Raw genomic sequence first — 25,890 nt, forward strand, 5'->3', positions numbered from 1 at the left:
GGTGATCAGGGGGCGCTGATGGCGTCGGCCATCCACAAAAGGTGGGCGGGCTCATCGACGATCTCGTCCTGGTCCTGTTGGCCGTTGATCCGTTGCACCAGGTCCCGGTAGCGGATGAAGGCGTCCTGGTGCGCGTCCTGGGAGGTGGAGCCCTCCTCTTGGTCCTGGCGGATCAGGTCCGAGAGCTGCCGGTAGCTTTTGGCCATGCGATCGCGCAGCTGCGGGCCGGGGCGCTGATCGGTGTACTCGCAGATCACTTCCAGCATGTGGACGATGACCTGTTGCACGTTCGCGGAGCGGGGGTCCTCGCCCGCGTGGTACAGGGCCAGGACCTTCTTGAAGATGGGAGGGCCGACGTCGTGTATGAGTTCCTGGATGGGTGGGGCGGCGATTTCGCGTCCGGTCTCGTTGAGGCCGTGGTCCAGGTGCAGGCCGGTGCGGACCTCCTCGCGGAACAACGGGTTGCCCACCAGGTCGCCCAGTTCGATCCAGGCCTGGAGCTGGTCCAGGGTGGGTTCATCGGGTAGCCGGGGGCGTAGTTCTCGCAATCGGTCGAGGAACCCCTCGGGTACGTCCAAACCGTGTGCGATCTCGTTCCAGAAGTCGTCGATGGTCTGTTCGCGTTCCTCATCGGTCATGGACAGGAGCTTGTGCATCAGGTCGGCTCGGGCCGTGGTGCCCCCCTGCTCGATGAGGGTGTTCAGGACGGCTCGCCTGGCCCGGAAGGTGCGTTCCTGGTTCTCGACGATGGCCAGGTGGGTGGTGAGCAGATCGTGCAGGGTGGTCTCGCCTTCCAGGAGGCGACGGATCTGCTGCAGGTCGGTGTCCAACTCACGCAGGGTGCGCACCAGTTCCAGGCGGGCGATGGCGTCGATGGTGTACATGCGATGGCCTGCGCTGTTGTGGCCCTCAGGTGGGATGAGTCCTTCGTTGGAGTAGAAGCGCACGGCGCTGACGCTGAGGCCGCTGCGGCGGGCGGCGTCGGCGATGGGGTGTAGTTCGTCGTCGTTCATGGAGCCCACTGTGGCGGTTGAAGTCACTTGAGGCGCAACCTGTTCGCTCGCCGGTTCCGACTCGACCCGGTGGAAACGTTCGGGGTCGATACCGGGTGCCTCGCGGTGGATGGGGGCGTGGGTGGCGCACTGTGTCGTGGCCGGTGGCCCGGCGGCGGTGGCCGGCCTGTGACGGCGCCGCCGCCGGGTGTGTGGGCGGGGTGCTCAGTCGCCGTCGGTCGGGGCGCGCATGGCTTCGGCGATCCAGTCGTAGGGCGCTGTGTCCTCCTGGGGTGCGGTCCCATTGATCACCGCCACCAGGGACAGGTATCGGCCGTGGGTCTGGTCGTAGACGGGGCCTTGGGAGGCGGCGTCCTCCTCGGCGATCTGGCGCTTGATATCGGGGATGCGCCGGTAGGCGTCGGCCAGCCGGTCGCGGACTTGGTGGGTGAGTGGGGTGTGGGACACCCCGGCGGACGCCTCCATGAAGCGGGTGATGGCCTTTTGTGCCCAGGGGGAGCGGGGAGACTCACCGGCGCGGTGTGCGGCCAGGACCTCTTCGATGAGCCCGGGCCCGCTCTCGTACATGAATTCCTGGAAGTGCGGGCTCGCGATGTTCCTGCCCACGTCCGTGGAGTAGGTCTGGTGCAGGTAGGTGCGGACCCCGTCGCGAAACGCCGGGTCCTTGACCAGGTCGGCCAGTTCGATCCATGCCTGTAGTTGGGTGGCGGTGGGGTCGGCGGGCAGGACCGGACGCATCGTGCGCAGACGGTCGACGAAGCCTTCGGGGACGTCGAGGTCTTCGCCGACCTCGTCCCAGAAGTCGTCGATGACCCGCTCGCGTTCCTCGTCGGTCATCGAGACGAGTTTGTGCATCAGGTCGGCCTGTGTGGTCGTGGCGCCCTGCTTGATCAGGGTGCGCAGCACCGCCCTCCTGGCCCGCAGGGTGCGTTCTTGGCGTTCGACGATGGCCAGGTGGGTGGTGAGCAGATCGTGCAGGGTCGTGCCACCTTCGAGCAGGCGGCGGATCTCGTTCAGTTCGGTGTCCAACTCGCGCAGGGTGCGCACCAGTTCCAGGCGGGCGATGGTGTCGATGTCGTACAGGCGGTGGCCCGCCTGGGACAGGTGTGTGGGCTCCACGATTCCGGCGTCGGCGTAGAAGCGCACGGCGCTGACGCTGAGGCCGCTGCGGCGGGCGGCGTCTCCGATGGGGTACGGCTGCTGGTTGTCCATGGGGTAACCGTGCACTCTCAAGCCACTTGAGATGCAAACCCCGAGGGGTCGTGGTGGTCCACCCCTCGGGGTCGGTGGTGGTGGCGCAGAGCGCCCCTGATGTGTCAATGACATGGGCGGCGCACACACCCCGAGGGCATCAGGGCAGGTCACAGGGTTTTGTGAGTGCGGTGAGTCGACCCGGTCGGGTCGGGCCGGGGGGGCGATCTCCCGTCGTCCGTTCCGGGGTGTCTAGGCTGAGGGGCCCGTTGGAACACGTGGCAGAGGAGGGTGGCCATGGCCCCCGTCGTGGAGTCGGTCGGTAGCAGCCCCGAGCACACTTTCGGTAAACCCCTCCGGGCACGGATCCGTCTTCTGGCCGGGTTGGGGGTGCAGGGCGACGCGCACCTGGGCAGGACCGTCAAGCACCGATCACGGGTGGCGGTCGACCCCACCCGCCCCAACCTGCGCCAGGTGCACCTGATCCACGCCGAACTCCTGGAGGAGGTCGCCTTGGCCGGGTTCGAGGTCGCGCCCGGGCAGATGGGCGAGAACATCACCACCCGCGGGCTCGACCTGCTGGGATTGTCCCGGGGAACCGTGCTCGGGTTCGGGACGGCCCGGGTGCAGATCACCGGGTTGCGCAACCCGTGCGCGCAGATCGACGGGTTTCGTCCGGGGCTGCTCAAGCAGATGGTGTACCGGGACGAGCAGGGTGTGCTGGTGCTTCGGGCCGGGGTGATGGGTGTGGTGCTGGAGGGGGGCGTCGTCGAGCCCGGGATGAGGGTGGGGGTGCGCGAGCCGGAGGGGGCGCACGTGCCCTTGGAACGGGTCTGACACAGGTACGGCCCCCGAATGTCGGTATCTGGTTGAGGACTCGCCCCTGGCTGTGCTCGCCTGTGCGAGGCGCGAGGGCCTGTCAGGGGGTGCGCATCGTGCAGAGGTCGGCGTTGGTGTGACGGCACTGGAGCCGCTGCGGCGGGTGGCGTCTCCGATGGGGTAGGGCTGCTGGTTGTCCATGGGGGTGACCGTGCTCCGAGCCCCGAGGGGTTGTGGTCTTCGGGTTCGGTGCTCAGGCCGGGGCCCGGGGCGTTCAGTGGTGGGGGCTGCGGTATCGCCAGAACCTGGAGTCGTCCTCTTGTTCGTGCGGGTCGTGGTCGCGGGACAGGGTCCGCCCCATCAGCACGGCCTGCGTGAAGCAGATCATCGTGCCGAGGAAGCAGACGATCATGCCGGTGGCCACCAGCAGAAAGAATCTTTCTTGGGCGGGGTGGTACTCGGTGGAGGTTTCGGTGTTGTTCAAGAACAGGTAGCCGCGCACGATGCCGGAGGCGAGGACCAGGCCGCAGATCGGTAGGATCGCGACCATGGCCCGCCGAAACGCCGCCGAGCGGTACCGGACCAGCACGTCGGGCCGGTACGTGAGAAGGGCTTGGACGATCATTTGGCCATGGGTGGTGTGGCCGTCGATACTGATCTTGGCTCCGTCGGTGAATCGGACCAGGCAACGATATTCCTGCCCTAGGAGCCGGCTGAGGCGCTGGGAGATGGCGAGTGGTTCCTCGTCCATGGTGCTGGTGGAGTTGACCCGTAGGAGACAGATCTCCTCCCAGGTCCAGCTTTGTGCGCCCTTGGGTGTGTGTCGCGCGAGTCCGTGGTCGTAGAGCAGGAAGGTCTCTTCCTTGCCGCTTTGTAGTTTCCTGGTCAGTTGCCCTACGGCGATGGGCAGGGGGAGGATCAGGGTGGTGACGACACCGCCGAAGATCCAATCGAAGCCGAAATAGTCTTCGTAGATGAAGATGGGGTGGGCGAGCATCAGGCTCAGCAGGATGGCACCGCCGAGTGCTATCGCGAGCGCGATACCTCCGGTGTTGCGGTAACGGTGCACTTGGACCGGGTGGGTGCTGCGTAAAGGGCCGAGTCGATCATCGACCGGGTCGGGGGTGACCACGGTGTCTCCTTCTGTGCCGGGGGTGGGGGCGCAGGTCGCACGGCGCGGAGGATTTCCTCGCCCACACAACGTGCCCGCACGAACACACGCATTCTGGCAGGCGATCGCCTCGAATCGAAGATGTGCGGGTGAGCCCTCCCCTTGGACCACACACCCATTCTTAAGGCTTTTCATGTGCCGAGGGTGTGGGGTCGTTGCCCGCGCCGACCGCAGAGCCCGAGTCCAGGAGTGGGTGGTGATGGCCGACCCCGAGGGCGAGGAGTTCGACATCTTGCCCCAAGAGTGAAGCCCGCGCGCCCCACAGTGTTCGCGCGGCGATCGACCGGCGAGAGTCGAGTGATCCGTTTTCTCGGGACTCTCGCCGCGCCGATCACCGTGCGTGGTCGCTGGGGTGTAGCGGTTCCAATTCCCTCCGGTTTCCGCGCAGATCTGCCCGCCGGCGTTTCATGAAAGCGTGCCTTGATGAGCGGGTTCGTCGGTGGTGCGAGGGGTGTCAGCGGTGGGCCGCGCGTTGGAGTTCCACGATCTCCTCCAGCGTGGGCGGGGAGGTGAAAGCGATCATGCGCTCCAGCAGACGGTCACGCATGCCCGGAGTCTTCTCCCGGTCGGCCGAGCGGACCGGAGCCAGCGTGCGTTCCCTGCGCTACTACGAGAAGCAGGACATGCTCTCCAGCCGGCGCAGCTCCAGCGGACAGCGCCACTACGACGAGGCGGCCGTGGAACGTGTACTGCTGATCCGCCAGCTCTTCACCGTGGGCATGAACAGCACGACCATCGCCGATCTGCTGCCGCACGTCGTGCCCTCCGGGCAGCGCTGCCCGCCTCAGGTACTGCGCCGACTCACCGCCGAACTCGACCGCATCGACGCCCAGGCCGACGCGCTCGCCCGCACCCGTCAGACCCTGAACGGCATGGTCGAGGCCACCCGGAAAGCCATGCGCGAGCCCTGAGACCATGTACGCCGTCGATCTACTCGTGGAATCGGGGCAGAGGCTCGCGCAGGACCCGGCCGAGCGCCGCGCGTCCCGCCGGGCCCCACGCCGGCTTGCCGCCGGGCAGGCCGCGGTCCCCGTTCTGGCCCATCAGTATCAGGAAGAGGCTCTTCAGCGCGGCCATCCCGCGGGCGCGCCGGACCGTGGCCTCGTCGGCCTCCGCGTACGCGGTGAAGAAGCGTGCGGCCGCGCCCACCGGCAGCAATACCCAGGCGGCCGCCAGGTCCGACGCCGGGTCGCCGACGAACAGGTCACCGAAGTCGATGACGCCCGCCAGCGTCCCATCCGCGACGACGACGTTGGCGGGATGCAGGTCGCCGTGCACCCACACCGGCGGACCTTCCCATGCGGGGGCCGCCACGGCGTCGTCCCAGATGGCCCGAACGTCGGCGGCGTCGGCGCCGATCGCGTCAGCGTCGACGGAGTCGAAGAACCGGCCGAAGCCCTTCGTGTGATCCTTGGGGTGTGCGCCGCGGCCCGTATCAACGGGTGCGTTGGCGGGTGCCGGCACATGCAGTGCTCGCAGGAACGCCGCCAGGGTGTCGGCCGCGTGCTCGCCGCGGGTGATCGTCCCGTGGTCCAGCGGCAGACCGGGCACCCACGTCATGACCGTCCACATCTTGGGCAAGCGCTCGGCGGGTGCACCACTGCGCATCGGGACGGGGATGGGCAGCGGCAGGCGTGGGGCGAGCAGCGGCAGCCATCGGCGTTCCTTGAGTTGGTGGTCGGGGTCGGTGTCCATGCGCTGGATCCGAACGGCCAGCTCGTCCCCGAGGCGCCACATCTGGTTGCCCCAGCCGCCCTCCACCTCGCGAAGGGGCAACTCGGCCAGGTCCGGATGCTGGTCTCGCAGCAGGTCGCGGATGAGACCCGCGGTGATCTCGATCTGGGTCATGCGGAGCAACCATACGAGGCTCGACCATGACAACGCTCTGCGGCCGTTCCAGTGTTCGCGGCGTTGTGTCCTCTGTGCGAACCCGGAGGTGGGTGGCCTCGGCCGCGGACGAGATCGGTGCCGAAGGTGTGGCGCAACACGTGCGGGCCGTAAGGTTAGCCGTCGTTGGAAGGGGGCCGACCCCCGCTGCGGCCCCCATGGCGCACACCACGGTCTGGTGACACGCTCCTCATCCACGCCCCCTGCTCATCGGCTGCTTCGCGGCCCGCCGGAGCGTGGGGAGAACCAGCCCTGGTTCGCGCCCGGGCCGGCTTCGGGAGCGGGAAGCGAATCCGTTCCCCGTCGCCCGCCAGGGACGGCGGGCGCGGCCCAGCTCGCCAGGAGCTTGAGCCGTTCCTCGTGCGGGGTCCCCGGTTCGGCGGTGTAGAGCGACAGGTCGTGCACGGCCCGCGGTGGGGTCGGCAGGTCCAGGGATCGATAGGTCAGTTCCAGATCGCCCACCTGTGGATGGTGGAGGCGTTTGGTGCCGCCGTGGTGGATGCGCACGTCGTGCGAGGCCCACAGGGCGCGGAAGTCGTCGCTGAGGGTGGACAGCTCACCGATGAGTTCACACAGAGCCTTGTCGTGGGGTTCGGGTCCGACCTCGGCGCGCAGCAGCGCCACGGTCATCGCGGCCCCGGCCCCCCAGTCCACGAAGAAGTCCCGGGAGTCGGGGTCGAGGAAGTGGTAGCGGGCGAAGTTGGCCCGCCCGTGGGCGGTCGTGGTCGGGCTGGCGAACATCGGCGCGTGCAGCGCCCTGGCCAAGGCGTTGGTCGCGACGACGTCCAATCGGCCGTTGCGCACGAACGCCGCCGACATCGTGATGGAGTCCAGCATCCACTGCACGGGCGGCGCGAGGGCGACCTCGCGGCGGCGGGTCGCCCTGCGACGGGTAGGGCGCGCGGCGCGGGCCAGATCGAACAAATGGGTGCGCTCCTCCTCGTTCAAGCGCAGCGCGTGGGCGACGGCGGCGAGCACCTCTTCGGACACACCCGCGATGTGGCCCTTCTCCAACCAGACGTACCACTCGATGCTCACCCCGGCCAGGACGGCGACCTCCTCGCGGCGCAACCCGGGGACCCGGCGGCGGGCACCCGGGGGGAGGCCGACCTGCTCGGGGGACAGCTTGGCGCGTCGGCTGGTGAGAAAGCCCTTGATGTCCGCACGATTGTCCATACCGACCACCATAGGACCAGGTGAGCGCGTCAGGGGGGTGGAGGTTGTACCCCCGATGAACGCGACCTTCTCCGGGCCGACCCGTGGGGGTTGAGTGGGTGGCGACAACGAACACCTCACCACGTCACGGGATCCGTCATGCACGAACACACCCGCCCGCCGGTCGGGAAGGCCCGATCGGCTCGCCTTCCCCCGGCCGTCTACGTCCTGGCCGCCGGGGTGTTCCTGATGGGCACCACCGAGTTCGTGGTCGCGGGCCTGCTGGCCGACATCGCCGCCGACATGGGGGTCGGCCTTGCCCGGGCGGGGTTGACGATCACGGTCTTCGCCATCGGCATGATCGTGGGCGCGCCGCTGATGGCGCTGGCGACCCTGCGGATGCCGCAGCGTTTGACGCTCACCCTGGCCCTGGGGGTGTTCGCCCTGGGGCACGTGGCCGCCGTGTCGGGCGCCCCGAGCCCGCCCCGGCCTCCGTCCTGTCCTGAACCACCGACCGATCCCGTATCCACGTAACAGCGAGAAAGAGAGCGTCATGCGCGCGACCCTGATGTACAAGGCCGGAGACGTCCGTGTCGAGAACGTGCCCGACTCCCGGATCAAGCACCCCACCGACGCGCTGGTGCGCGTCACCGCCTCGTGTGTGTGCGGCAGCGACCTGCACCCCTACCACTCCATGAGCGCTGACCAGGGTCCCGCCCGGATGGGGCACGAGCTGATCGGCGTCGTCGAGGAGATCGGGTCGCAGGTCAGCACGCTCACCAGGGGTGATCTGGTCGTCTCCCCGTTCGCGATCTCCGACAACACGTGCCGGTTCTGCCAGGAGGGCCTGCACACCTCCTGCTCCCACCACGAGGCCGGCTTCCTGGACGGTGTCGCCGACGAGGGCGGCCAGGCCGAGGCGATCCGTGTGCCGCTGGCCGATGGCACCCTGGTCAAGCTGCCCGTGGCGCCGGACTCGGCGCTGATCCCCTCGTTGTTGACCCTGGCCGACGTGTTGGGCACCGGCTACCACGCCGCCAAGGCCGCGGGCGTGGCCCCCGGGCAGAGCGTCACCGTGATCGGTGACGGCGCCGTCGGGCTGATGGCGGTCCTGTCGGCCAAGCGTTTGGGGGCCGAGCAGGTCGTCCTCATGGGACGCCACCAGGCCCGCACCGACCTGGGCCGGGAGTTCGGCGCCACCGACGTGGTCGCCGAGCGTGGCCAGGAGGGCATCGCCCGGGTCCGTGAGCTCACCGGGGGCCATGGCTCGCACGCCGTCCTCGAAGCGGTCGGGCACGTGCCCGCCTATGAGCAGGCCGTCGGTGTCGTTCGCCCCGGCGGTGTGATCAGCCGGGTGGGCGTGCCGCAGTACGAGGAGGCGCCGATCGGTTTCGCCAGCCTGTTCCGGCACAACATCCGCCTGGCGGGTGGGCCCGCCCCGGTACGCGCCTACATCGAGGAGCTGCTGCCCGACATCCTGGACGGCACCATCGAGCCGGGTAGGGTCTTCGACGCCACCACCGACCTGGCCGGCGTGCCCGCCGGCTACAAGGACATGGACGACCGCAAGAGCCTGAAGGTCCTCATCACGCCCTGACACGGCACCGGCCACGGCCTCACCGGGGCCGCCCGACCGTGGGCGGTCCTGGCGGCGCCCGCCGGGCATGTCCGGGGGCGGGAACGAGTCGTGGCCGTGCACGTTGATGTGGGTGCGCACGAATGCCGACAGGTGCACCACGTCCTCCTCTCGCACCGGGTAACCCTTGGCGCGCAGCCGGTCCAGGAAGCGAGGAGCGCTCGTCCTGGCCGACCACGAGCATCTTCTCCAGGCTCGTCTGCTGGGTGGCGGCGATCAGATCGCACAGCGCCCGCCACAGCCGGCCGGTGACCTCCTCACGGACCTGGGCCACCGGTCGGGCCGGCACGCTGACCCCGGGAAGAAGAGTGATGGGAGTGGGTGGTGGCTCTTGGGGATCTGACCTGGGGAGCGTGGAGGGGTGTGACCCGCTTCGGTGAGGCGCCCCCGTTGGTACAGCGGTGGGTGTATCCATCGCGTTTTCGCTGCTCTGGGTCTTGCGCTGAATAACGTTGGCGGACCCCTGTGGGGTGGCGGGTGGACTCTGAGAGCCCCTGAGGGCCTGACTTCCTAGAACATTGACTTATCGGGGGTCAGGATTCGAGGCTTTCCGGAGATCTGTTTCGTCACCATAGATGCGTAACGTTATTGAATAACGTTACAAACCAAACGTTTCAAAAGGGGGGAAGGTAGACCTCGCCCCGGACCCCTCGCCGGTCCGGCGCGGGGCCGAAAAAATAGGCCTGTGGATAACCCGATCGGAGGCGTCACGGCGGCGCATACTGCCCCTATGTGCCACCATCAGGCCTTCCTGGCTCCCCTTTTGGCCCCCGCCCCCGGCGATCTGCACCTGCTCACCCTGGGAATCCGCCCCAGGGTGAGCACCGTACTGCGGCGCCTGAGCACACGCGTGGTGATCGAGGACCCCACCGTGATCACCGAACTACGACGGGCGGTGTCCGGTCACGAACGCGTGGGGGTACTACTGCGCACCTTCACCACCGCCACCGGACACGTCCGGCCCGACGGGCGACCCGTTCCACGCGAACACCTGTGCGGTTGGTGGGTGCACGCCGGCCGGTTCCACCCCCTGGAGCGGGCCGAGTTGGTGCGGTCGGTGTGCGTGGACACGCGCACCGACCGACTACTGCCACCCGAACAAGGGGTGGAGTACGCGCCCGCCTGGCCCGTGCGCCCACCCGCGAGCATCAAGGACGGCCCACCATCCACCGGATGAGGACGCCACTCCCTTGACCTTCTGATCCATGGTGTGGGTTCGGCGGCTCCGCGCCCCGTGGCCGGGGACGGAGCCGGGGCGCCGCTAACCGGCCTGGTTGAAGCGGAGCATGTTGCCGGCCGGAATCGCGGAAGGCACAGTCGCGTACCCCGTAGGGCTGGTCCATGGGCTCCTGCAGGACCTCACCGCCGGCGGAGCTGATGCGTTCGAAGGTGGCGTCGACGTCGTCGGTGGTGAAGATGACCCCGCGCAGCAACCCTTTGGCCAAGAGCTCGGCCATGGCGAGTCGGTCCTGTTCGGAGGCGCCCGGGTCGGCCAGGGGTGGTTCGAGCACGATGCTGGTGTCGGGTTGGTCGGGAGAGCCGACCGTGACCCAGCGCATCCCCTCGAAGGAGACGTCGTTGCGTACCCGCAGGCCCAGGACGTCTCGGTAGAAGGCCAGGGCCTTGTCGTGGTCGTCGACGGCGATGAAGCAGGTGGAGAGTGTGATGTTCATGGACTCGATGCTAGGAGTCGGGGTCGGTTCGGGCTTCTCTTTTCCTGATCGGTCGTGTGCCGGTCTTGGCCAGGCAGGCGGGGATGGGTGCGCCACTTTCGTGGTCCTGGGCGCGGTAGGTGCTGGGGCTGAGCCCGACCAGTTCGGTGAAGCGGGTGCTGAAGGTGCCCAGGGAGGTGCAGCCCACGGCGAAGCACACGTCGGTGACCGACATGTCGCCGCGGCGCAGGAGTGCTTTGGCGCGTTCGATACGGCGGGTCATCAGGTGGCTGTAGGGGGGTTCTCATCTGTTCGTGTGCGCGGTCACATGAGTGTGCGTGTACGTCCCTGAGTGAATTCATCGAACCACTCCTGTCGTGAAGGGCGCCGGAGCCGGATCCGAGCGGTGCGCCCCCACCCCTGGTCGGAGGAGTTTCCCTGTTCGTGCCACATCCGCCCCGGGGTGTGGCTAGCGTGGTGTTCGAACACGGGAACCGAACATGGCCAGGGGGTGAGGAGCGCGTGGCAGGCACCCATCAACGGGGGGTGCGATCGATCGCGGTCCCCTACCCAGTCCCGGGACCGACCGGTGTGGCCGTGCGCACCCGCCTCAAGCACCTGACCGTTCAGGACGAGAAGGTGTTGCGGCTGGTCGGCGCGCACCTGGGCTCGTTGGCCGCCACCGATCTCAAGGCCCGCTGTGCTGACGGGTTGGACCAGGACAGCGCGTCGTGGGCGGAGCGTAAACGCCGACTGACCCCGGAGGCGTCTTCGCGGTGGGCGGGGTCGATCACCAAGGCCACCCACGACCAGTGGGCCCTGGCCCGGCGTGGCCAAGCCGCGCACCTGCGCTCTGTGGAATCCGGGATCGCCACGCTCCGGTCCCGGTTGTCGTTGCCGGTCGGGTCCAAGGGCACCGGAAAGAGGCCGGGCGGCTACCGATCCCGGCAGGAGTGGCACGCCAAGTCCCGGCGTCTGGCCACCTTGCAGGAGCGGCTCGCTGCGGTGCGGGCCGACTTCGAGGCAGGGAAAGTCTCCGTGGTGCGTGGTGGTAAGGACGTGGCCCGCAACCGTCACCATCTCGCCGATGCTCGGTTGAGCGAGTCCCAGTGGCGTGAGCGATGGGAAGCCCGGCGGTGGTTCCTCCAGGCCGATGGGGAGTCGGGGAAGCGGTTCGGGAACGAGACGATCCGTATCACTCCGCAGGGTGAGGTGTCGATCAGGCTCCCGGCGCCGCTCAAGGAATGGGCGAACGCCCCGCATGGTCGGTACCGGCTCTCGGGAACGGCCGTTTTCGCGCACCGGGGCCGGGAGTGGGCCGATCGGGTGGCGGCGAATCGGGCGGTGGCCTACCGGGTGCACCTGGATGTGGACCGTGGGCGCTGGTACATCACCGCCTCATGGCAGATCGCGGTGCCACCGCAGGTCCCGCTTCGGTCCGCCCTCACCGAGGGGGTGATCGGTGTCGATATGAACGCCGACCATCTGGCCGCCTGGCGCCTGGATACCCACGGTAACCCGATGGGCGCCCCGCGCCGGTTCGACTATGAGTTGTCCAGCACCGCCGCTCACCGTGACGCCCAGGTGCGCCACGCCCTGACCCGGTTGTTGCGCTGGGCGCAAAGCTGTGGTGTGCAGGCGGTCGCGGTGGAGGATCTGGACTTCACCGACTCCAAGTCGCGGGAGAGGCACGGCCGCAGGAAACGGTTCCGCCGGCTCATCTCCGGGATGCCCACCGCCAGGCTGCGTGCCCGGCTGACCTCGATGGCCGATGCCACCGCGATCACGGTCATCGCCGTGGACGCGGCCTACACCTCCAGGTGGGGTGCCCAGCACTGGCAAAAACCCACCACCACCGCCAAGAGGAAGACGTCCCGGCACGATGCGGCGAGCATCGCGATCGGGCGACGCGCCCAAGGGCACCCGATCCGGCGTCGGACGGCACCGCCCCGCACCCATCAGAGTGATGGGTGCGGGCCTCGGACCGTCCAGGCCGGACCGGGCGCTCGCGGGAGTGAGGGAATCCGCCACCCTGGTTTGGAACGCGCACACGATGCGCGCACCCCGACCTTGGGGGAAGAAGAACGCGGAGGACCAGCGCATCCAACACCGTTCGGGATGCGCGCAGGACCAGAGGTGGCATCAGATGTCACCCCTGCACACTGCTGAGGAACGGTTTCTCCGTAGGCGGCGCGGAAGCTGCGCGAGAAGTGGCCGGTGGACATCAGGGCCTGGCTGGCCAGGGCGGGTACGTCCAGGGGCTGGGCGTAGTCGCGGTCCATGCGGTCGCGGGCGCGGCGTAGGCGTACCAGGTCGTCCAGGTCGGGGCGTTTCACGTTGTCAGTTTCGCACGGGGGTGCGACATGGGCCCGTGCGGGCGTGGGGTGGTCTGGTGTTCAGGGCGTGCTCTTGCGGCCGTGGGTGGCGGTGTAGGTGGTTTCCAGCCAGGGGGCCAGATCATCGAGCAGGTGGTGGAGCGGGGCGGGGTCGGGGCCCGGGTGGATGGCGGTTCGCAGGGCCAGACGCATGAGGTCGGCCTGCTCGGGGTGGTAATGGGTGAACACGTCGGTGGCCAGGCGCAGGTCGCTGGTCCAGCCACCCCAGGTGGGCATGGTGAGAGTGAATCCGGTGCGCACCAGACGTCGTCCGATGCGGCGGGCCAGGGCGCTCAGGTCGGTGTCGGTGCGGGTCTGGGCCAGGGCGTGGCGCCAGCGGGGCAGGACCAGGTGCAGGTCGCCGTTGGTCTGGCGGGCCAGCAGGGTGGTGGGCCGGTAGGCGGGCAGGTGGTGGGCCAGATCGGGGCCGGTCAGTGGTGTGCACAGGCAGGCCACGAAGAAGCCGCCGTCCTGGGCGGTCAGGGGACGCAGGATCTGATCGGTGTGGTCCAGGAGGATGTCGCCGCCGTCGATGGTGGGGAAGGTGGCGTTCAACTCCCTCATCAGGGCGCCGGCCCGCGCGTGGTCCTCGTGGGTGGGTGGGGTGTGCAGCAGGGCCAGGGCGTCCAGGTCCGAGATCGCGGGTGTGGCGGTGCCGCGTGGGATGCCGCCGTACAGGTAGGCGCTGTGCAGGCGGGGCCCGAAGGTGTGGGGTAGGTGGGTGCGCAGCGCTTCGATGAGCGGGGCGAAGGCGGGTGGGACGTGGGTGATGGAGCCTTCGCGGGCGATGGTGCCGTCGGGGTTGAGGCCGGTGGGTGGGGGCGCGCTCACGGGGTGGGCTCCAGGGGGTGCCAGGCCCACAGGTTGGGTTCGGTGTAGTGGCCGTGGTCGGCCTCGACGTCGATGGTGACGGGGCTCAGGGCGCCGTCGATGATGTGTTCTCCGCTGCCGGGGAGGTCTTTTCCGGCCCATTGTCGCCATTGGTGCAGGGTGCCGGTGACGTGCATGGATTCTTCGCAGGGGTGGAGGATGTGGGCGCCCAGGCGGTGGTGGGTGCGGATCCAGGGGTCGAAGTGGGTGCCGTCGGGGCGTTTCCAGGTGGCGTACTCGGCCATGGGGATGAGCGGGTAGTGGTGTTTGAGGGTGGGGCGCAGGGGTGCGGCCAGCGCGGTGAGGCCGTGGGAGGCGGCGTTGGCGCGTAGGGCGTTGGCCATGTGGGCGCTGAGGCCTTCGCCCTGGTGGGTGGGGGTGATGGCGATGTACAGGGCCACGGCGATGGTGGGGGTGCGTTGGTGGGCGTGGTCGTCGAAGGCTTGTCGTAGGGCCCAGGCGTAGCCGCCTTGGGGGAGGTCGTGTTCGTCGTGGTGCCAGGCGAGGGGGACGCTGTTGGCTCGGGCGATGACCTGGCCGTTCTCGACCAGGGCGAGTTGGTGTTCGCCGAAGGTGGTGGGCAGGTGGGGCCACAGGCGGGTGGAGTCCTGGTCGTGGAACATCACCTGGGGTCCGGGGTTGAGGTGGGGGTGTTCCAGGGCGGGGGTCAGGTCGGGTCGCTGGGCCAGGGTGTGGATGGGCATGGGGGCATCCTGGCAGAGGCGCGGGTGGTGGGGCACGGTGTTTTGGCCGGTGGTGGGCGGTGGGGTGGTGCTGGCACCACTTCGGGGGGTGGGCGGGGGTGGAGGTGTAAGCGGGTGGTGACGTCATGGTGGTTCCCGGCGGTCGAATCTAGCGTTTGAGGAGCCGGGGAGGACCCGGAGGTTTTCGGTCTCGTCGAGGAGAGTCATGATCGCGGTGAACCCCCCTTCCTGCGGTGTCGTTGAGGGCCCCTTGCGTTATGGGCGTGGTGTGCGACGTGGTGTTCGGGTGCTGGCCTTCGATGAGAGTGGGCCGGGGCGCATCGTGGAGGAGTTGGGGGATGCGGCCGAGGCCGATCATGTGGCGGTGGTTGTTCCGGGTAACGACAACGACCTGGGTAACTACTTCGATCAGGCGAGGTTGACGCGGCCGCGGGCGAACGCGGCGATCCTGCTAGAGGAGATGCGTCGTCAGGCGCCCACCGAGCGGGTGGCGGTGGTGGTGTGGGTGGGGTATCGGACTCCGCGGGGGTTCGGTGAGGCGGTGATGCGCTCCCCGGCCGAGCGGGGTGCGCGTGATCTGGTGCGGTTGACCCGGTTCTTGCCGTCCTCGGCGCGGGTGACGTTGGTGGGGCACAGTTACGGTGCGGTGGTGTGCGGGCTGGCGTTGTCGCGGGCCCGGGTGGATGAGTGCGTGGTGTTGGGTAGCCCGGGGTTGGGGGTGCGTGATGGGGACGCTCTGGGGTTTTCGGGGAATCTGTGGGCGGCTTTGGGGCCCAAGGATTGGATCCGGTTCTTTCCGCGCGGGTATGTGGGCGGGGTGGGGCATGGGCCTTCGCCGTTGCGGTCGGGTTTTGGGGCGCGGGTGTTCGCCACAGGTGACATTCCCGGGCACTGCTCCTATTACCGGTCCGGGAGTGAGTCGGTGCGCAACATCGCACGGATCGCGGTGGGACGGTATGAGCGGGTGAGTGTGGTGGGTGGGCGCGGCGAGCCGGTGCCGGCCGTTGAGGTGCCCGGTTCGGTGGTGGCCTGATGGATACGGACACGGCGATCCTGGCGCGGGGTCTGCGCAAGGGCTACCGGGGCGGCAAGGTGGCCTTGGACGGGGTGGACCTGCGGGTGGGGGCGGGGATCGTGCACGGGTTGTTGGGGCCCAACGGTGCCGGTAAGACCACCATGGTGCGGGTGTTGGCGACCTTGTTGTCCTTCGATTCCGGGCGCGCGTGGGTGGCGGGGGCCGATGTGGTGGCCCGCCCCTGGTTGGTGCGTGAGCGGATCGGGTTCGTTGGTCAGTACGCGGCGGTGGACGAGGTGTTGAGCGCGCGCCGCAACCTGGAGATGTTCGGGCGTTTGTACCACTTGGGGCGGGTGCGTTCGCGCTCGCGTGCCCAGGAGTTGTTGGAGCGTTTCGATCTGGTGGGGGCGGCCGATCGGCCGGTGCGCACTTTCTCGGGTGGGATGCGTCGTCGGTTGGATCTGGCGGCGGGGCTGGTGTTGGATCCGCGGGTGCTGTTCTTGGATGAGCCGACCACGGGGTTGGACCCGCGTAGCCGCGGTCAGGTGTGGTCGATGGTGCGTGAGTTGGTGGCGGGTGGCACCACGGTGCTGTTGACGACCCAGTACCTGGAGGAGGCCGACCGGTTGGCTGATCGGATCTCGGTGATGGACGCCGGAGGGGTGATCGCCCAGGGCACGCCGGGGGAGTTGAAGGAGCGTGTGGGCGGGGGCCGGGTGGAGGTCGTGGTGGGTCGTGCCCAGGAGTTGGGGGTGGTGGCCCAGGTGTTGGAGCGTATGGCCGGTGCGCCACCGTCGGTGGACGTGGACGCGTTGTGTGTGCGGGCGCCGTTGGCGGGACGGGGTGCTGCGTTGACCAAGGTGGTTCGGGCCTTGGACGAGGCGGGGTTGGACGTGGAGGACATCGCGTTGCGTAGGCCCACGTTGGACGAGGTGTTCTTGGCCTTGACCGGTCAGGAGGGCGATGGTCCGGGTGATGGGGGCGGGAGGGGTTCGTGGTGAGCGAGGTCGAGTGGGCTCCGGAACCGGTTCGTGGGGTGGGGGTGTGGTCGCGACGTCTGGGGTGGGCGGTGGCCGACTCGGTGGTGGTGGCCCGCCGTTATCTGGCGCACCTGGTGCGCAAACCCGATGAGCTCGTGGGCACGTTGATGATCCCGGTGTTGGCGGTGTTGCTGTTCGGGTTCGTCTTCGGTGAGGCGATGGGCGCCGCCATGGGGGTGGGCGGTGATGAGTACCGGGATTTCCTCATGCCGGGGTTGTTCGCGTTGACGATGGCGTTCGGGATCGGTAACACCACGATCGCGGTGGTCTCCGATGTGGGGCGGGGGGTGGTGGACCGGTTTCGGACGTTGCCGATGGCGCCCTCGGCGTTGTTGGTGGGCCGGTCGATGGCCGATGTGGTGTCGGCGTTGATGGATCTGACGGTCCTGGTGGGGATGGGGTTGTTGATCGGGTGGCGTTGGCACCTGGGTGTGGGGGCGGCGCTGGCGGCGTTGGGGTTGTTGTTGCTGTTGCGGTTGGCCTTCACCTGGGTCGGGATCTGGTTGGGGTTGATGGTGCGCAGCCCCGAGTCGGCGATGAAGTTCTTCTCGTTGGTGTTCCCGTTGGCGATGGTGGCGGAGACGTTCGTGCCCGCGGAGATGGTGCCGGTGTGGGTGGCTCCGGTGGCGGAGTGGAATCCGTTGTCGGCGACGGTGTTGGCGTGTCGGGAGTTGTTCGGCAACACCGTGGTGGCCGGTCAGGGGTGGGTGGCGCAGAACGCGGTGTTGATGGCGTTGGTGTGGCCGTTGGTGTTGTTGGCGGTGTTCGTGCCGTTGTCGGTGGCGCGTTATCGCCGGTTGAGTCGTTGACATCCACCGGGGGTGGGGCGGGTGTGCGGGGGCCACTCGCCCCGTTTTCGTGTGCGGGATGTTCAGTGGTGGGTGGAGTTGTGCAGGTATTGGGTGAAGGTGGTGCGGCCCACGACGTGTTCGGGGCTCAGGTGGTCGCCGGCGCGGAAGGCGGCGAAGATGCGGCCCGGGGCGCGTAGCGGCAGGCGGGGTTTGTTCAGTCGGTGGGCGCGCAGGTAGGTCTGGGCCAGGTCGGCGAAGAATTCGATTTGGGGTCCGCCCATGTCGTCGACGCGTCCGGCGGGTTCCTCTCGGGCCAGGCGGGCCAGGCGTAGGGCCACTTCGGTGGGGTCGACGGGTTGGACGTCCACGTCGGGGTAGGGCATGGCGGGCAGGCGTGCCATGCGTGCGCACAGGTCGTTGATGAGTGTGTGGAATTGGGTGGTGCGCAGGATGGTCACGCCCAGGTCGCTTGCCTGTAGGGCCTGTTCGACGGTGTGTTTGGTCTTGTAGTAGCCCAGGGGGATGCGGTCGACACCGACGATGGAGATGTAGACCAGGTGGTGCACGCGTGCCTTGCGGGCGGCGCCGATGAGGTGGGTGGCGGCTCGCAGGTCGCCTCCGGTGGGGGTGGAGGCCAGGTGCAGCAGGGTGTGGACGCCGTCCAGGGCCCGGTCGAGTCCGGTGCCTTGGCGTAGGTCGACGGCGTGGGCGTGGGGGTCGGTGGGGTCGGGGTTGCGGCTGAGGGTGCGTACGTGGTCCTGGCCTTGGCGTAGCAGTTCGGTGACGTGGGTGCCCAGTGCGCCTGTGGCTCCGGTGACCAGGATCGTGCGCATGTTCCACCTCCGAGACCGGCCGATGAGAGGTTCACGTTAACACCGTGTTGGGTGGTTTTCGTGGGTTTTCAGGAGGGGTGTCGGTGTGGGCGGGTGGTCAGGGGGTGTGGGGTTCTTCCCGGGGCGGTGACCCGGGCCGGGGGTGGGCTTTGGTGGGTGGTGTGCGAATACGAGCAGGTGGTGACCGGTGGTGTGGGATGTCCGGTTAGAGTGCTGGACATCGTCGGCGCAGACGGTGCCGTCACAGCGTGGTGAGGAGTGTGTCCATGTCCGCTCTCGTGCAGGAGTTGACGGCCGCCTTGGGCCAGGGGTCGGTGGTCACCGATCCACAGGTGATGGCCGGGTACGCGCACGATGAGGCCGAGTGGGCTCCCTACGGTGGCCCGGTGGCGGTGGTGCGCCCCCGAGAGACGGCGGATGTGGCGCGGGTGGTGCGCGCTTGTGTGGAGCACGGGGTTCCGGTGGTGGCGCGCGGTGCCGGTACGGGTTTGTCGGGTGCGGCCAACGCCGGGCAGGGGTGGGTGGTGGTCTCCTTCGAGCGCATGGATCGGGTGTTGGAGGTCGACGCGGTCCAGCAGAGCGTCACGGTGCAGCCGGGTGTGGTCAACGATGACCTGCGGGAGCGGGTGGCCGCCGACGGGTTGTGGTATCCGCCGGACCCGGCTTCGGCTCCGTGGTCGACCATCGGTGGGAACGTGGCCACCAACGCGGGCGGGTTGTGCTGCGTCAAGTACGGGGTGACCCGTGACTACGTGCTGGGCATGGAGGTGGTGACCGGGACCGGTGAGGTGGTGCGGTTGGGGCGCACCACCGCCAAGGGTGTGACCGGCTATGACCTGGCCGGGCTCATGGTGGGTTCGGAGGGCACGCTGGGGTTGGTCACCGAGGTGACGTTGCGTCTGGTTCCGTTGCGCACCGGGGTGGAGCACACGGTGGTGGGCTACTTCGACTCGTTGGTGGAGGCGGGTCGTGCGGTGGCGGCGGTTTCGGCGGCCGGTGTCGTGCCTTCGGCGATGGAGTTGATCGACCGGTTCTGTCTGCGTGCGGTGGACGAGTGGAAGAACATGGGGCTCTCGGCCGAGGGCGAGGTGTTGTTGTTGGCCCGCAGTGACCTGCCCGGTGAGTCGGGTCAGGCCGAGGCCGACCGCATCCTGGAGTGTTTCGAGAAGGAGCGTGCGGTGTACGCGGTGCGTTCCACCGACGCCGAGGAGGCCGAGGCGTTGTTCTCGGCGCGCCGGTTGGCCTACCCGGCGTTGGAGCGGTTGGGTCCGTTGTTGACCGAGGACGTGTGCGTGCCCAAGGCGCGGGTGCCGCAGATGTTGGCGGCCATCGAGCGGGCGGCGGAGCGTTTCGACACCCACATCGGCAACATCGCCCATGCCGGTGATGGGAACCTGCACCCCCTGTTCATCGTTCCGGCCGGGGACGAGGCCGCCAAGGAGCGGGCCAAGCAGGCCTTCGAGGTGATCGTGGACGAGGCGTTGGCGATGGGCGGCACGGTCACCGGTGAGCACGGGGTGGGGTTGCTCAAGATGCGAGGGGCCGCCCAGGAGTTGGGGCCCCAGGTGGTGGAGATGCATCGGGCGGTCAAGGCGGCGTTGGATCCGCACGGTGTCCTGAACCCGGGCAAGGTGTTCGCCTGAGTCCTTCGGTGTTGTGCGGGGGGCGTTCTCGATGAGGACGGCCCCCCTTTTTTCGTTCGGGATCAGGTGTGGGTGAGGTGGTCGTGCAGGTGGGCGGCGGCGGTGAGCATGGCCCGGGAGCGGCCCAGCAGGTCGTGGGAGCGCTGATCCAGGGCCTGGTTCAGGGCGGTGGTGTCGCCGCTGTGACGCAGTTGCTCCAGGACGGGGCCGATGTCGGGTAGGGGGTAGCCGACCTGGCGGAGCAGGTGGACGATGCGGGCCAGACGCACGTCGGCGGGGGTGTAGGTGCGGTACCCGGTGGTGTGGTCGCGTTGGGGGGTGAGCAGGCCGGCCTGCTCCCACACGCGTAGGGCCGAGGTGCGCACCCCCAGGTGGGCGGCGACCTCGCCGATGCGCAGGTCACCGGAGGGTGGGGCGGGGGCGTTCTCGGTGTGGTGGGCGATGGCGGACAGGGCCTGACCTGCCTGGTTCAGGGCTTGGCGGTGTCGGTGCAGGTCGGCGTGGGCGGCGTCGATCAGCTCCAGGGCGCGGTCGGTGTCCTGTGCGTGTACGGCGTGCATGATCTCGCGGGAGGTGTGGCTACCGAAGGCGGCGTACAGGGCCCGGTAGGTGAGCAGGGCGCGGCGGTGGTGGTGGGTGAAGACGCGGTATCCGGACGCGGTGCGTGGGGTGGGTGGTAGCAGGCCTTCGTCGGCGTGGTTGCGGACCTGTTGGGTGGAGATGCCCGCGGCGCGGGCCAGGTCGATGGGGCGCAGGCGGGCCGGCTCGTCCACGCGGTTCCTTCCGTGAAAGGGGTGTGGGTGGTGGGGCCAGGATAGGGCGGGCGGGGGTGGGTCGGTGGTGTTCGGGTCGGGGTGGTGGGGTGTGCGAATCGGAGGGAACCGGGGAGGGTGTGGGGCGCGTCTCACCTGTAGGTGAGCCGCTCTGAAAGGATGTGCCCCATGTCCGGTGGCGTTTTGGCCCTGTTGGCCATCGCGGTCGTGATCATCATCGCGATCTCGGTGATGAGTGCCGCGGCCGAGCGTGAGCGGGCCGGGGTGTTGCGCGGGTGGGCCGGTGGGCGCGGGTGGGGTTATGACCGTGAGCGGCCCGAGTTGGCCGACCGGTTCGCCGGTGCGCCTTTTCGGCGGGCCCCCTCCAACGCCAGGGCGGTGCACGTGCTCTCCGCCGAGCATCGGGGGCATCGGGTGTTGGCCTATGAGTACACCTACACCACCTGTGGTCAGGATGGGCGTTCGGCTCCCAGCACGCATCGTTTCCCGGTGGTGGTCGTGCCCACCCCGTGTACCCCGGTGTTGCAGGTGCGCGCCGTGGCGGGGCCGACCCTGCCGGGTGCGGGGCGGGTGCGGGTGGGCGAGTCCACCTTCGATGAGACCTTCGAGGTGCGTTGCGCGGATGAGGTGTTCGCGCGGGCGTTGCTGGATGAGCGGGTGCGCGCCTGGTTGTTGGAGGCGCCGGGGGAGCGGGCGGGGTTCCGTTTCACCGGTGAGTACCTTCTGACCTGGGGTGAGGGCCGGTTGGAGGGGGATGAGGCGGTGGCCATGGCCGACCGTCTGATCGATTTGTTGGAGCACGTTCCCATCGGGGTGTGGGAGGGCACCCGGCCTTGAGCGGCGGGTGAGCAGGGTTCGGGCGCGGCCGGCGGGGGCCGCGCCCGACTTTTGTTCCCAGCCCCTTGGTGGGTCAGGGGCGCCAGGTGGGCAGGTCGGTCCAGCGCAGCGGGTCGGTGAGGTGGGCGGTGTCGTTGAGGACCACGACGGAGGCCGGAGCGTGGGGGCGGTAGCGGATCACGGTCAGGGCGGCATGGGCCACCGGGATGCTGATCCACCGCCATGGTGGTGCGTCCAGGGCGTGAGCGATCAGGTAGGCGATCAGGTAGGCGTGGGTGATGACCACCTCGCGGCGTGGGTGTGACCCTTGAGCCGGGCCGGTGAAGCGTTCCAGGGCGCGGGCGGCCAGGTGGGGTGCGTGGTCTTGGGGCGGCAGGTGGGAGAGGAAGGCCAGGATCTGCTCGGTGTGCCGGGGCGGGAGTTCATCGCGGGTGGGCAGGTGAGGGATGTGGTCGTCGGCCTCGGGTGCCGGGGTGGCGGTGAGTCCGGGTAGGTGGGTGAGGGCTTGGTGGGCGGTCTGTGTGGTGCGTGGGGAGGGGCCGTGCCAGAGGGTGTGGGGTTCTGAGCGGCTCAGTCTGCGCCCCAACAGGTCGGCTTGTTGGCGGCCGATGTCGGTGAGGTTCGTGGTGGTGGGGTCGGCTTGGCCGTGGCGGGCCAGGTACAGATCGCGGGTCGTGGGCACGGGTGACCTCCTGGTCGGATCGGTGATGGTGGGATGTGCGCGGGTGTGATCCGGTTCTCGGTGTGGAGGTGCTGATCGGTGTGAGGAAGCAGGGGTGGGCGGGTAGGGCGGACGACGTGGCGCCGGGTTCTGCTCGGGGCCCGAGCGAACGCGATGTTCAGTGAGGGGGAGATCATGGCTGGAGAGCTCAACGGTCGGACGGTGGCGATCTTGGCCGCCGATGGGGTCGAACAGGTGGAGTTGGTGGAGCCGCGTCGGGCCTTGACCGAGGCGGGGGCCCGGGTGGAGTTGGTGTCGCTGAAGTCGGGGTCGATCCAGGCGATGAACGGTGACATCGAGCCGGCCGACCGGTTCGACGTGGACCGTGAGGTGGCCGGTGTGGGGGTGGATGACTACGACGCCCTGGTGGTGCCCGGTGGGACGGTCAACCCCGACAACCTGCGTCTTGACGGTGACGCGGTGTCGTTCGTGCGTGACTTCGTGGCCGGTGGGAAGCCGGTGGCGGCGATCTGTCACGGGCCTTGGATCCTGGTGGAGGCCGATGTGGTGCGTGGGCGCACCGTGACCTCCTACCCCAGTATCCGTACCGACATCCGTAACGCGGGGGGCACGGTGGTGGAGGAGGAGGTGGTCACCGATCACGGTGTCACCACCAGCCGTGACCCCGATGACCTACCGGCGTTCTGTGCGCGGATCGTGCGCGAGTTCGCGGGCTGAGGGAAAAGCGAGGTGGGGCCACCCGATCGGATCGGGTGGCCCCACCATCTTTTTCGGGGTCTTACTCGGCTTCGGGTTCGTCGGGGTGGCGGCGCAGGTGCAGTACCGCGGTGATGAGGCCGCCCCAGAGCACGGTGATGGAGATGACCATCATGACGATGGCGCTGGTGGACATCAGTGGTCCCCTTCCTTGTCACGGGTGTGGTCGGTGGCCGATTCGGTGCCGACCTGCTCGGGCTCCTCCAACTGCACCGGGGCCCGGCCGTCCTCGTCGCGGGTGCGGGCGGCGTCGTCGCGGGCGATGGCGTCGGCCTTCTTCCAGGGGAAGCAGGCCACGATGATGCCGAAGACGATGGCGCCGATGGCCACGCCCCATCCGGCGGCCAGCAGGAACCCGGTCGGGTAGCTTTCGTAGTTCTCGGTGAGTTCGATGCGCAGGCTGTCCCACATCATGATGCCGAGCAGGATGGGGGTGACCACGCCCAGGGTGACACGCCACCAGGTGCCCAGGTGGATGGAGGAGACGGCGTTGACGTGGGCCTGGAAGAGCTTGAGTCGGCGTACCCCCCAGGCGATGAAGACGACCAGGACCAGACCGGCCAGTGCGATGCCGTACTGGTTGATGAAGCGGTCGAAGACGTCGAGGAAGTGCAGTCCCTCGTGGGTGGGGAAGAGCAGGATCGAGGCCAGGGCGGTGGCGCCGCCGACCAGGAGCACGGTCTGGGTGCGGCCCAGTCCGGTGCGGTCTTGGACGGCGGAGACGATGACCTGGACGATGCTGATCAGTGAGGTGACGCCGGCGATGGACAGGCAGGCGAAGAACAGTACGCCGAACAGTGGGCCGCCGAAGGGCAGGCTGGAGATGATCTGTGGGAAGGCGACGAAGGCCAGTCCGATGCCGGAGGTGGCGACTTCGTCGACGGCGGTGCCCGCGGCGGCGGCCATGAATCCCAGGGCGGCGAAGACGCCGATGCCGGCCAGGAGTTCGAAGGACGCGTTGGCGAACCCGGCGACCATGGCCGAGCCGGTCAGGTCGGACTTGCGTTTGAGGTAGGAGGCGTAGGTGACCATGATGGCGAAGCCGATGGACAGTGAGAAGAACACGTGTCCGTAGGCGGCGATCCATACCTTGCCGGTGAGCATGGCCGACCAGTCGGGTGTGAAGAACGCGTTCAGGCCGGTGGCCGCGCCGTCCAGGGTCAGGGCCTGGATGACCATGATGCCGAACAGGACCACGAGTAGGGGGATGGTGATCCTGTTGATGATCTCGATGCCGCGGCGCACACCGATGATGAGGATGGCCAGGGTGACCAGCCACACTCCGATGAGCGGCCAGGCGACCCCGGAGACGTAGCCCGAGACCGGTCCGGGTTCGGGGTTCATTTGGAGGAAGTCGTTGAAGAAGAATCCGTCGGGGTCGTTGCCCCAGGCCTGGGTGATGGAGAACCAGGTGTAGCGGATCGACCAGGCGATGATGACGGCGTAGTAGATGGCCACGACGAAGCAGATGGCCACCTGCCACCAGCCCAGGGCTTCGGCGGGGCGCCAGATGCGCCGGTAGGACAGGGGGGCCGAGGAGCGGTAGCGGTGGCCGATGCCGTATTCGAGGATGAGGAGCGGGATACCCGCGGTGAGCATCGCGATCAGGTAGGGCAGGAGGAAGGCTCCGCCCCCGTTCTCATAGGCGACGTAGGGGAATCGCCAGATGTTGCCCAGTCCGATGGCCGATCCGATCGCGGCCATGAGGAATCCCGCTCGCGTTCCCCATTGCTCGCGAGGCTGTTGCCCCATGTTCAGGTCTCCTAAATCATCCCGTAGTTCGCGACCCGCACGGTAGCAGGATTTGGCCACCTGGGCATCGTTGGGGCTGCTCTGGTGGCCGGGTGTTGTTTCTGTGGGGACTTTTGGTGTCGTTTTGTCTTGGGCTGGTGTGGGGGTCGGGGCAAGGGGCGCTAACCGGGTGTGTTCAGGTCGGCTGTGCTCGGGGCCTTCGCGCGCGAGGGGACCGGCGGGGGCGCGCACGGTGTGTGGGGTGCGCGCCCCGGGGGTCACCAGCGCATGTGGACCTGTTCGGCGAAGCCGTTCAGGTCACTCACGGTCAGGGTGGTGCCGTCGTCGGTGTGTACGGTGCCCTGGTAGTGGCCGAAGCATTGGTGGGTGTCGCTGACGATCAGGCCGGTGTCGGTGCGGTCGACGCGTTCGTGGAAGGGGGTGAAGACCACGTCGACCTTGTCGGAGGCGGGGGTGTACAGGCGCCAGGGGGCGAGGAAGTCGTCGGGGTCGTAGTCCCAGACGAGTTCTTCACCGATCTTGGTGAGGCGGCCGTCCACGCACAGGGCGTTCTCGGTCAGCCCGGTGCCCTTGGTCCATTGGCCGCCGAACTGTAGGCCCAGGGTGTGGCCGTCGGTGTGTCCGGCGGCGGCGCCCCAGTTCCAGTCGATGTCGTAGGGCCAGCGGCCGCGGCCGTGGTCCAGTACGCCGAAGGCGTCGGTGAAGTCGTAGGTGTGCTCGCCCAGGCGGACGGTGCCCGAGGCGGGCAGGGCGGTGTTCTTGGAGGTGTACTGGAAGCGGGTGGGGCTCCAGGGGATGACCACGCTCATGGATTCGTGGCCCGGGGGCGGGGTGATGAGCAGGTCGGCGTGCAGGGGCCCGTGGTCGGTGGTGCAGGAGAAGCGCAGCCGGGTGCCGGTGGGGGTGTCGTCGATGTGGGCGCGGATGGGACCCAGGGCGGCGGTGGGGCCGGCGCCCAGGCTGTGGGGTACGCGCACCCCATGGCCCAGGGGGCGCAGCGCGGTGCGCGAGACCTCCACGGGCGCGGTGGGGTCCGCGTGGTCGAGGAGGTAGACCGAGGTCAGGCCCAGGTAGTCGATGTCGGCGACGGTGATGGCGATCAGGTGGGTGGGGGTGCTCACGCACCAGTATTCCCAGCGTTTGGTGCGTGACCAGCCGGGGATGTGGGTGCGGTGCAGTGGGGTGCGCGACCAGCCCACCGCTCCGGGGTTCAGGCGCCCCTGGGGGGTGCACAGGTCCACGGGTGAGGTGATCTCGCGTTCGTGTGTGGGCATGGCCGTCAAGCCTACGGTGCG

26 protein-coding genes and 1 pseudogene are annotated in these 25,890 nt (G+C 68.6%); 12 read left to right on the top strand and 15 right to left on the bottom strand.

Annotation, left to right across the window (positions count from 1 at the left end; translation table 11 throughout):
* Window positions 1-5: 5 nt before the first annotated feature.
* Both ACWGSK_RS23780 and ACWGSK_RS23785 read right to left on the bottom strand, forming a co-directional pair.
* On the bottom strand, window positions 6-1,013 hold the full coding sequence (locus ACWGSK_RS23780) for a MerR family transcriptional regulator (RefSeq protein ID WP_452456784.1): 1,008 nt from the start codon (window positions 1,011-1,013) through the stop codon (window positions 6-8).
* A gap of 204 nt (window positions 1,014-1,217) precedes the next feature.
* Entirely contained in the window at window positions 1,218-2,225 is a 1,008-nt protein-coding gene (locus ACWGSK_RS23785) for a MerR family transcriptional regulator (protein ID WP_452456785.1), read from the bottom strand.
* A 276-nt stretch (window positions 2,226-2,501) separates the two neighbouring features.
* Here ACWGSK_RS23785 and ACWGSK_RS23790 point away from each other — a divergent pair, with 276 nt between their 5' ends.
* The gene (locus tag ACWGSK_RS23790) at window positions 2,502-3,041 is read left to right on the top strand and encodes an MOSC domain-containing protein (protein WP_452456786.1); all 540 of its coding nucleotides are present in this window, start codon (window positions 2,502-2,504) and stop codon (window positions 3,039-3,041) included.
* Window positions 3,042-3,297: 256 nt separating this feature from the next.
* Here ACWGSK_RS23790 and ACWGSK_RS23795 read toward each other — a convergent pair whose 3' ends face one another.
* Window positions 3,298-4,155 carry a hypothetical protein gene (locus ACWGSK_RS23795; protein WP_452456787.1) on the bottom strand — a complete coding sequence of 286 codons (858 nt, stop codon included), beginning with the start codon at window positions 4,153-4,155 and terminating at the stop codon, window positions 3,298-3,300.
* Window positions 4,156-4,739: 584 nt separating this feature from the next.
* On the opposite strand from ACWGSK_RS23795, the gene ACWGSK_RS23800 reads away from it, so the two are divergent.
* Window positions 4,740-5,105 (top strand): MerR family transcriptional regulator, encoded by a 366-nt coding sequence (locus ACWGSK_RS23800; RefSeq protein WP_452456788.1) that lies wholly within the window; start codon window positions 4,740-4,742, stop codon window positions 5,103-5,105.
* A gap of 19 nt (window positions 5,106-5,124) precedes the next feature.
* On the opposite strand, the gene ACWGSK_RS23805 is transcribed toward ACWGSK_RS23800, so the two are convergent.
* The gene (locus ACWGSK_RS23805) at window positions 5,125-6,042 is read right to left on the bottom strand and encodes a phosphotransferase (protein ID WP_452456789.1); all 918 of its coding nucleotides are present in this window, start codon (window positions 6,040-6,042) and stop codon (window positions 5,125-5,127) included.
* Window positions 6,043-6,288: 246 nt separating this feature from the next.
* A complete protein-coding gene (locus tag ACWGSK_RS23810; RefSeq protein ID WP_452456790.1) occupies window positions 6,289-7,257 on the bottom strand; it encodes a helix-turn-helix transcriptional regulator in 969 nt (322 codons plus the stop codon).
* 138 nt (window positions 7,258-7,395) lie between these two features.
* On the opposite strand from ACWGSK_RS23810, the gene ACWGSK_RS23815 reads away from it, so the two are divergent.
* The 3 genes from ACWGSK_RS23815 to ACWGSK_RS23825 all read left to right on the top strand — a co-directional run bounded on the left by ACWGSK_RS23815 (window position 7,396) and on the right by ACWGSK_RS23825 (window position 10,049).
* The gene (locus ACWGSK_RS23815) at window positions 7,396-7,770 is read left to right on the top strand and encodes a hypothetical protein (protein WP_452456791.1); all 375 of its coding nucleotides are present in this window, start codon (window positions 7,396-7,398) and stop codon (window positions 7,768-7,770) included.
* A 19-nt stretch (window positions 7,771-7,789) separates the two neighbouring features.
* Window positions 7,790-8,833: a zinc-binding dehydrogenase gene (locus ACWGSK_RS23820; RefSeq protein ID WP_452456792.1), complete on the top strand. Its 1,044-nt coding sequence runs from the start codon at window positions 7,790-7,792 to the stop codon at window positions 8,831-8,833.
* Window positions 8,834-9,602: 769 nt separating this feature from the next.
* Window positions 9,603-10,049: a hypothetical protein gene (locus ACWGSK_RS23825; protein ID WP_452456793.1), complete on the top strand. Its 447-nt coding sequence runs from the start codon at window positions 9,603-9,605 to the stop codon at window positions 10,047-10,049.
* Here ACWGSK_RS23825 and ACWGSK_RS23830 read toward each other — a convergent pair.
* Together ACWGSK_RS23830 and ACWGSK_RS23835 are read right to left on the bottom strand one after the other, a co-directional pair.
* Window positions 10,021-10,545 (bottom strand): VOC family protein, encoded by a 525-nt coding sequence (locus ACWGSK_RS23830; RefSeq protein ID WP_452456794.1) that lies wholly within the window; start codon window positions 10,543-10,545, stop codon window positions 10,021-10,023. The two genes, ACWGSK_RS23825 and ACWGSK_RS23830, sit on opposite strands and share 29 nt — an antisense overlap.
* Before the next feature lie 10 nt (window positions 10,546-10,555).
* Window positions 10,556-10,828, bottom strand: a pseudogene (locus ACWGSK_RS23835) (helix-turn-helix transcriptional regulator); the annotation flags it as partial.
* Window positions 10,829-11,070: 242 nt separating this feature from the next.
* On the opposite strand from ACWGSK_RS23835, the gene ACWGSK_RS23840 reads away from it, so the two are divergent.
* Window positions 11,071-12,693, top strand: coding sequence for an IS200/IS605 family accessory protein TnpB-related protein (locus ACWGSK_RS23840; RefSeq protein WP_452456795.1), 1,623 nt, complete (start codon window positions 11,071-11,073; stop codon window positions 12,691-12,693).
* A 227-nt stretch (window positions 12,694-12,920) separates the two neighbouring features.
* Here ACWGSK_RS23840 and ACWGSK_RS23845 read toward each other — a convergent pair whose 3' ends face one another.
* Together ACWGSK_RS23845 and ACWGSK_RS23850 are read right to left on the bottom strand one after the other, a co-directional pair.
* Window positions 12,921-13,730: a nucleotidyltransferase gene (locus tag ACWGSK_RS23845; RefSeq protein ID WP_452456796.1), complete on the bottom strand. Its 810-nt coding sequence runs from the start codon at window positions 13,728-13,730 to the stop codon at window positions 12,921-12,923.
* Window positions 13,727-14,473, bottom strand: coding sequence for a hypothetical protein (locus ACWGSK_RS23850; RefSeq protein ID WP_452456797.1), 747 nt, complete (start codon window positions 14,471-14,473; stop codon window positions 13,727-13,729). Before ACWGSK_RS23850 ends, ACWGSK_RS23845 begins: the two co-directional genes overlap by 4 nt.
* 205 nt (window positions 14,474-14,678) lie before the next feature.
* Between ACWGSK_RS23850 and ACWGSK_RS23855 the strand changes: the two genes are divergently transcribed.
* From ACWGSK_RS23855 to ACWGSK_RS23865, 3 genes are read left to right on the top strand one after another with little or no spacing between them, the layout of a single operon-like run.
* Complete coding sequence (locus ACWGSK_RS23855; protein WP_358505863.1) at window positions 14,679-15,506, top strand: alpha/beta hydrolase; 828 nt, start codon at window positions 14,679-14,681, stop codon at window positions 15,504-15,506.
* The gene (locus ACWGSK_RS23860; protein ID WP_452456798.1) at window positions 15,506-16,489 is read left to right on the top strand and encodes an ATP-binding cassette domain-containing protein; all 984 of its coding nucleotides are present in this window, start codon (window positions 15,506-15,508) and stop codon (window positions 16,487-16,489) included. The genes ACWGSK_RS23855 and ACWGSK_RS23860 overlap by 1 nt, the downstream gene beginning before the upstream one ends.
* Window positions 16,486-17,337 (top strand): ABC transporter permease, encoded by an 852-nt coding sequence (locus ACWGSK_RS23865; RefSeq protein WP_452456799.1) that lies wholly within the window; start codon window positions 16,486-16,488, stop codon window positions 17,335-17,337. The genes ACWGSK_RS23860 and ACWGSK_RS23865 overlap by 4 nt, the downstream gene beginning before the upstream one ends.
* Before the next feature lie 62 nt (window positions 17,338-17,399).
* On the opposite strand, the gene ACWGSK_RS23870 is transcribed toward ACWGSK_RS23865, so the two are convergent.
* Window positions 17,400-18,152: an SDR family oxidoreductase gene (locus ACWGSK_RS23870; RefSeq protein WP_452456800.1), complete on the bottom strand. Its 753-nt coding sequence runs from the start codon at window positions 18,150-18,152 to the stop codon at window positions 17,400-17,402.
* A gap of 266 nt (window positions 18,153-18,418) precedes the next feature.
* On the opposite strand from ACWGSK_RS23870, the gene ACWGSK_RS23875 reads away from it, so the two are divergent.
* The gene (locus ACWGSK_RS23875; protein WP_358505854.1) at window positions 18,419-19,795 is read left to right on the top strand and encodes an FAD-binding oxidoreductase; all 1,377 of its coding nucleotides are present in this window, start codon (window positions 18,419-18,421) and stop codon (window positions 19,793-19,795) included.
* Between the two features lie 62 nt (window positions 19,796-19,857).
* On the opposite strand, the gene ACWGSK_RS23880 is transcribed toward ACWGSK_RS23875, so the two are convergent.
* Window positions 19,858-20,568 (bottom strand): MerR family transcriptional regulator, encoded by a 711-nt coding sequence (locus ACWGSK_RS23880; protein ID WP_358505851.1) that lies wholly within the window; start codon window positions 20,566-20,568, stop codon window positions 19,858-19,860.
* 168 nt (window positions 20,569-20,736) lie between these two features.
* Between ACWGSK_RS23880 and ACWGSK_RS23885 the strand changes: the two genes are divergently transcribed.
* Window positions 20,737-21,405, top strand: coding sequence for a hypothetical protein (locus ACWGSK_RS23885; RefSeq protein ID WP_452456801.1), 669 nt, complete (start codon window positions 20,737-20,739; stop codon window positions 21,403-21,405).
* Between the two features lie 73 nt (window positions 21,406-21,478).
* Here ACWGSK_RS23885 and ACWGSK_RS23890 read toward each other — a convergent pair whose 3' ends face one another.
* A complete protein-coding gene (locus tag ACWGSK_RS23890; protein ID WP_452456802.1) occupies window positions 21,479-22,087 on the bottom strand; it encodes a histidine phosphatase family protein in 609 nt (202 codons plus the stop codon).
* 174 nt (window positions 22,088-22,261) lie between these two features.
* Here ACWGSK_RS23890 and ACWGSK_RS23895 point away from each other — a divergent pair, with 174 nt between their 5' ends.
* Entirely contained in the window at window positions 22,262-22,804 is a 543-nt protein-coding gene (locus tag ACWGSK_RS23895; RefSeq protein WP_358505842.1) for a type 1 glutamine amidotransferase domain-containing protein, read from the top strand.
* Between the two features lie 61 nt (window positions 22,805-22,865).
* On the opposite strand, the gene ACWGSK_RS23900 is transcribed toward ACWGSK_RS23895, so the two are convergent.
* From ACWGSK_RS23900 to ACWGSK_RS23910, 3 genes are all read right to left on the bottom strand, one after another.
* A complete protein-coding gene (locus ACWGSK_RS23900; RefSeq protein ID WP_084392259.1) occupies window positions 22,866-22,979 on the bottom strand; it encodes a methionine/alanine import family NSS transporter small subunit in 114 nt (37 codons plus the stop codon).
* Window positions 22,979-24,595, bottom strand: a complete 1,617-nt coding sequence (locus ACWGSK_RS23905) for a sodium-dependent transporter (RefSeq protein WP_452456803.1) — start codon at window positions 24,593-24,595, stop codon at window positions 22,979-22,981. The genes ACWGSK_RS23900 and ACWGSK_RS23905 overlap by 1 nt, the downstream gene beginning before the upstream one ends.
* 257 nt (window positions 24,596-24,852) lie before the next feature.
* Window positions 24,853-25,869 (bottom strand): DUF2804 domain-containing protein, encoded by a 1,017-nt coding sequence (locus tag ACWGSK_RS23910; RefSeq protein WP_452456804.1) that lies wholly within the window; start codon window positions 25,867-25,869, stop codon window positions 24,853-24,855.
* Window positions 25,870-25,890: the final 21 nt, after the last annotated feature.

This window comes from Nocardiopsis sp. NPDC055551 (assembly GCF_053619415.1).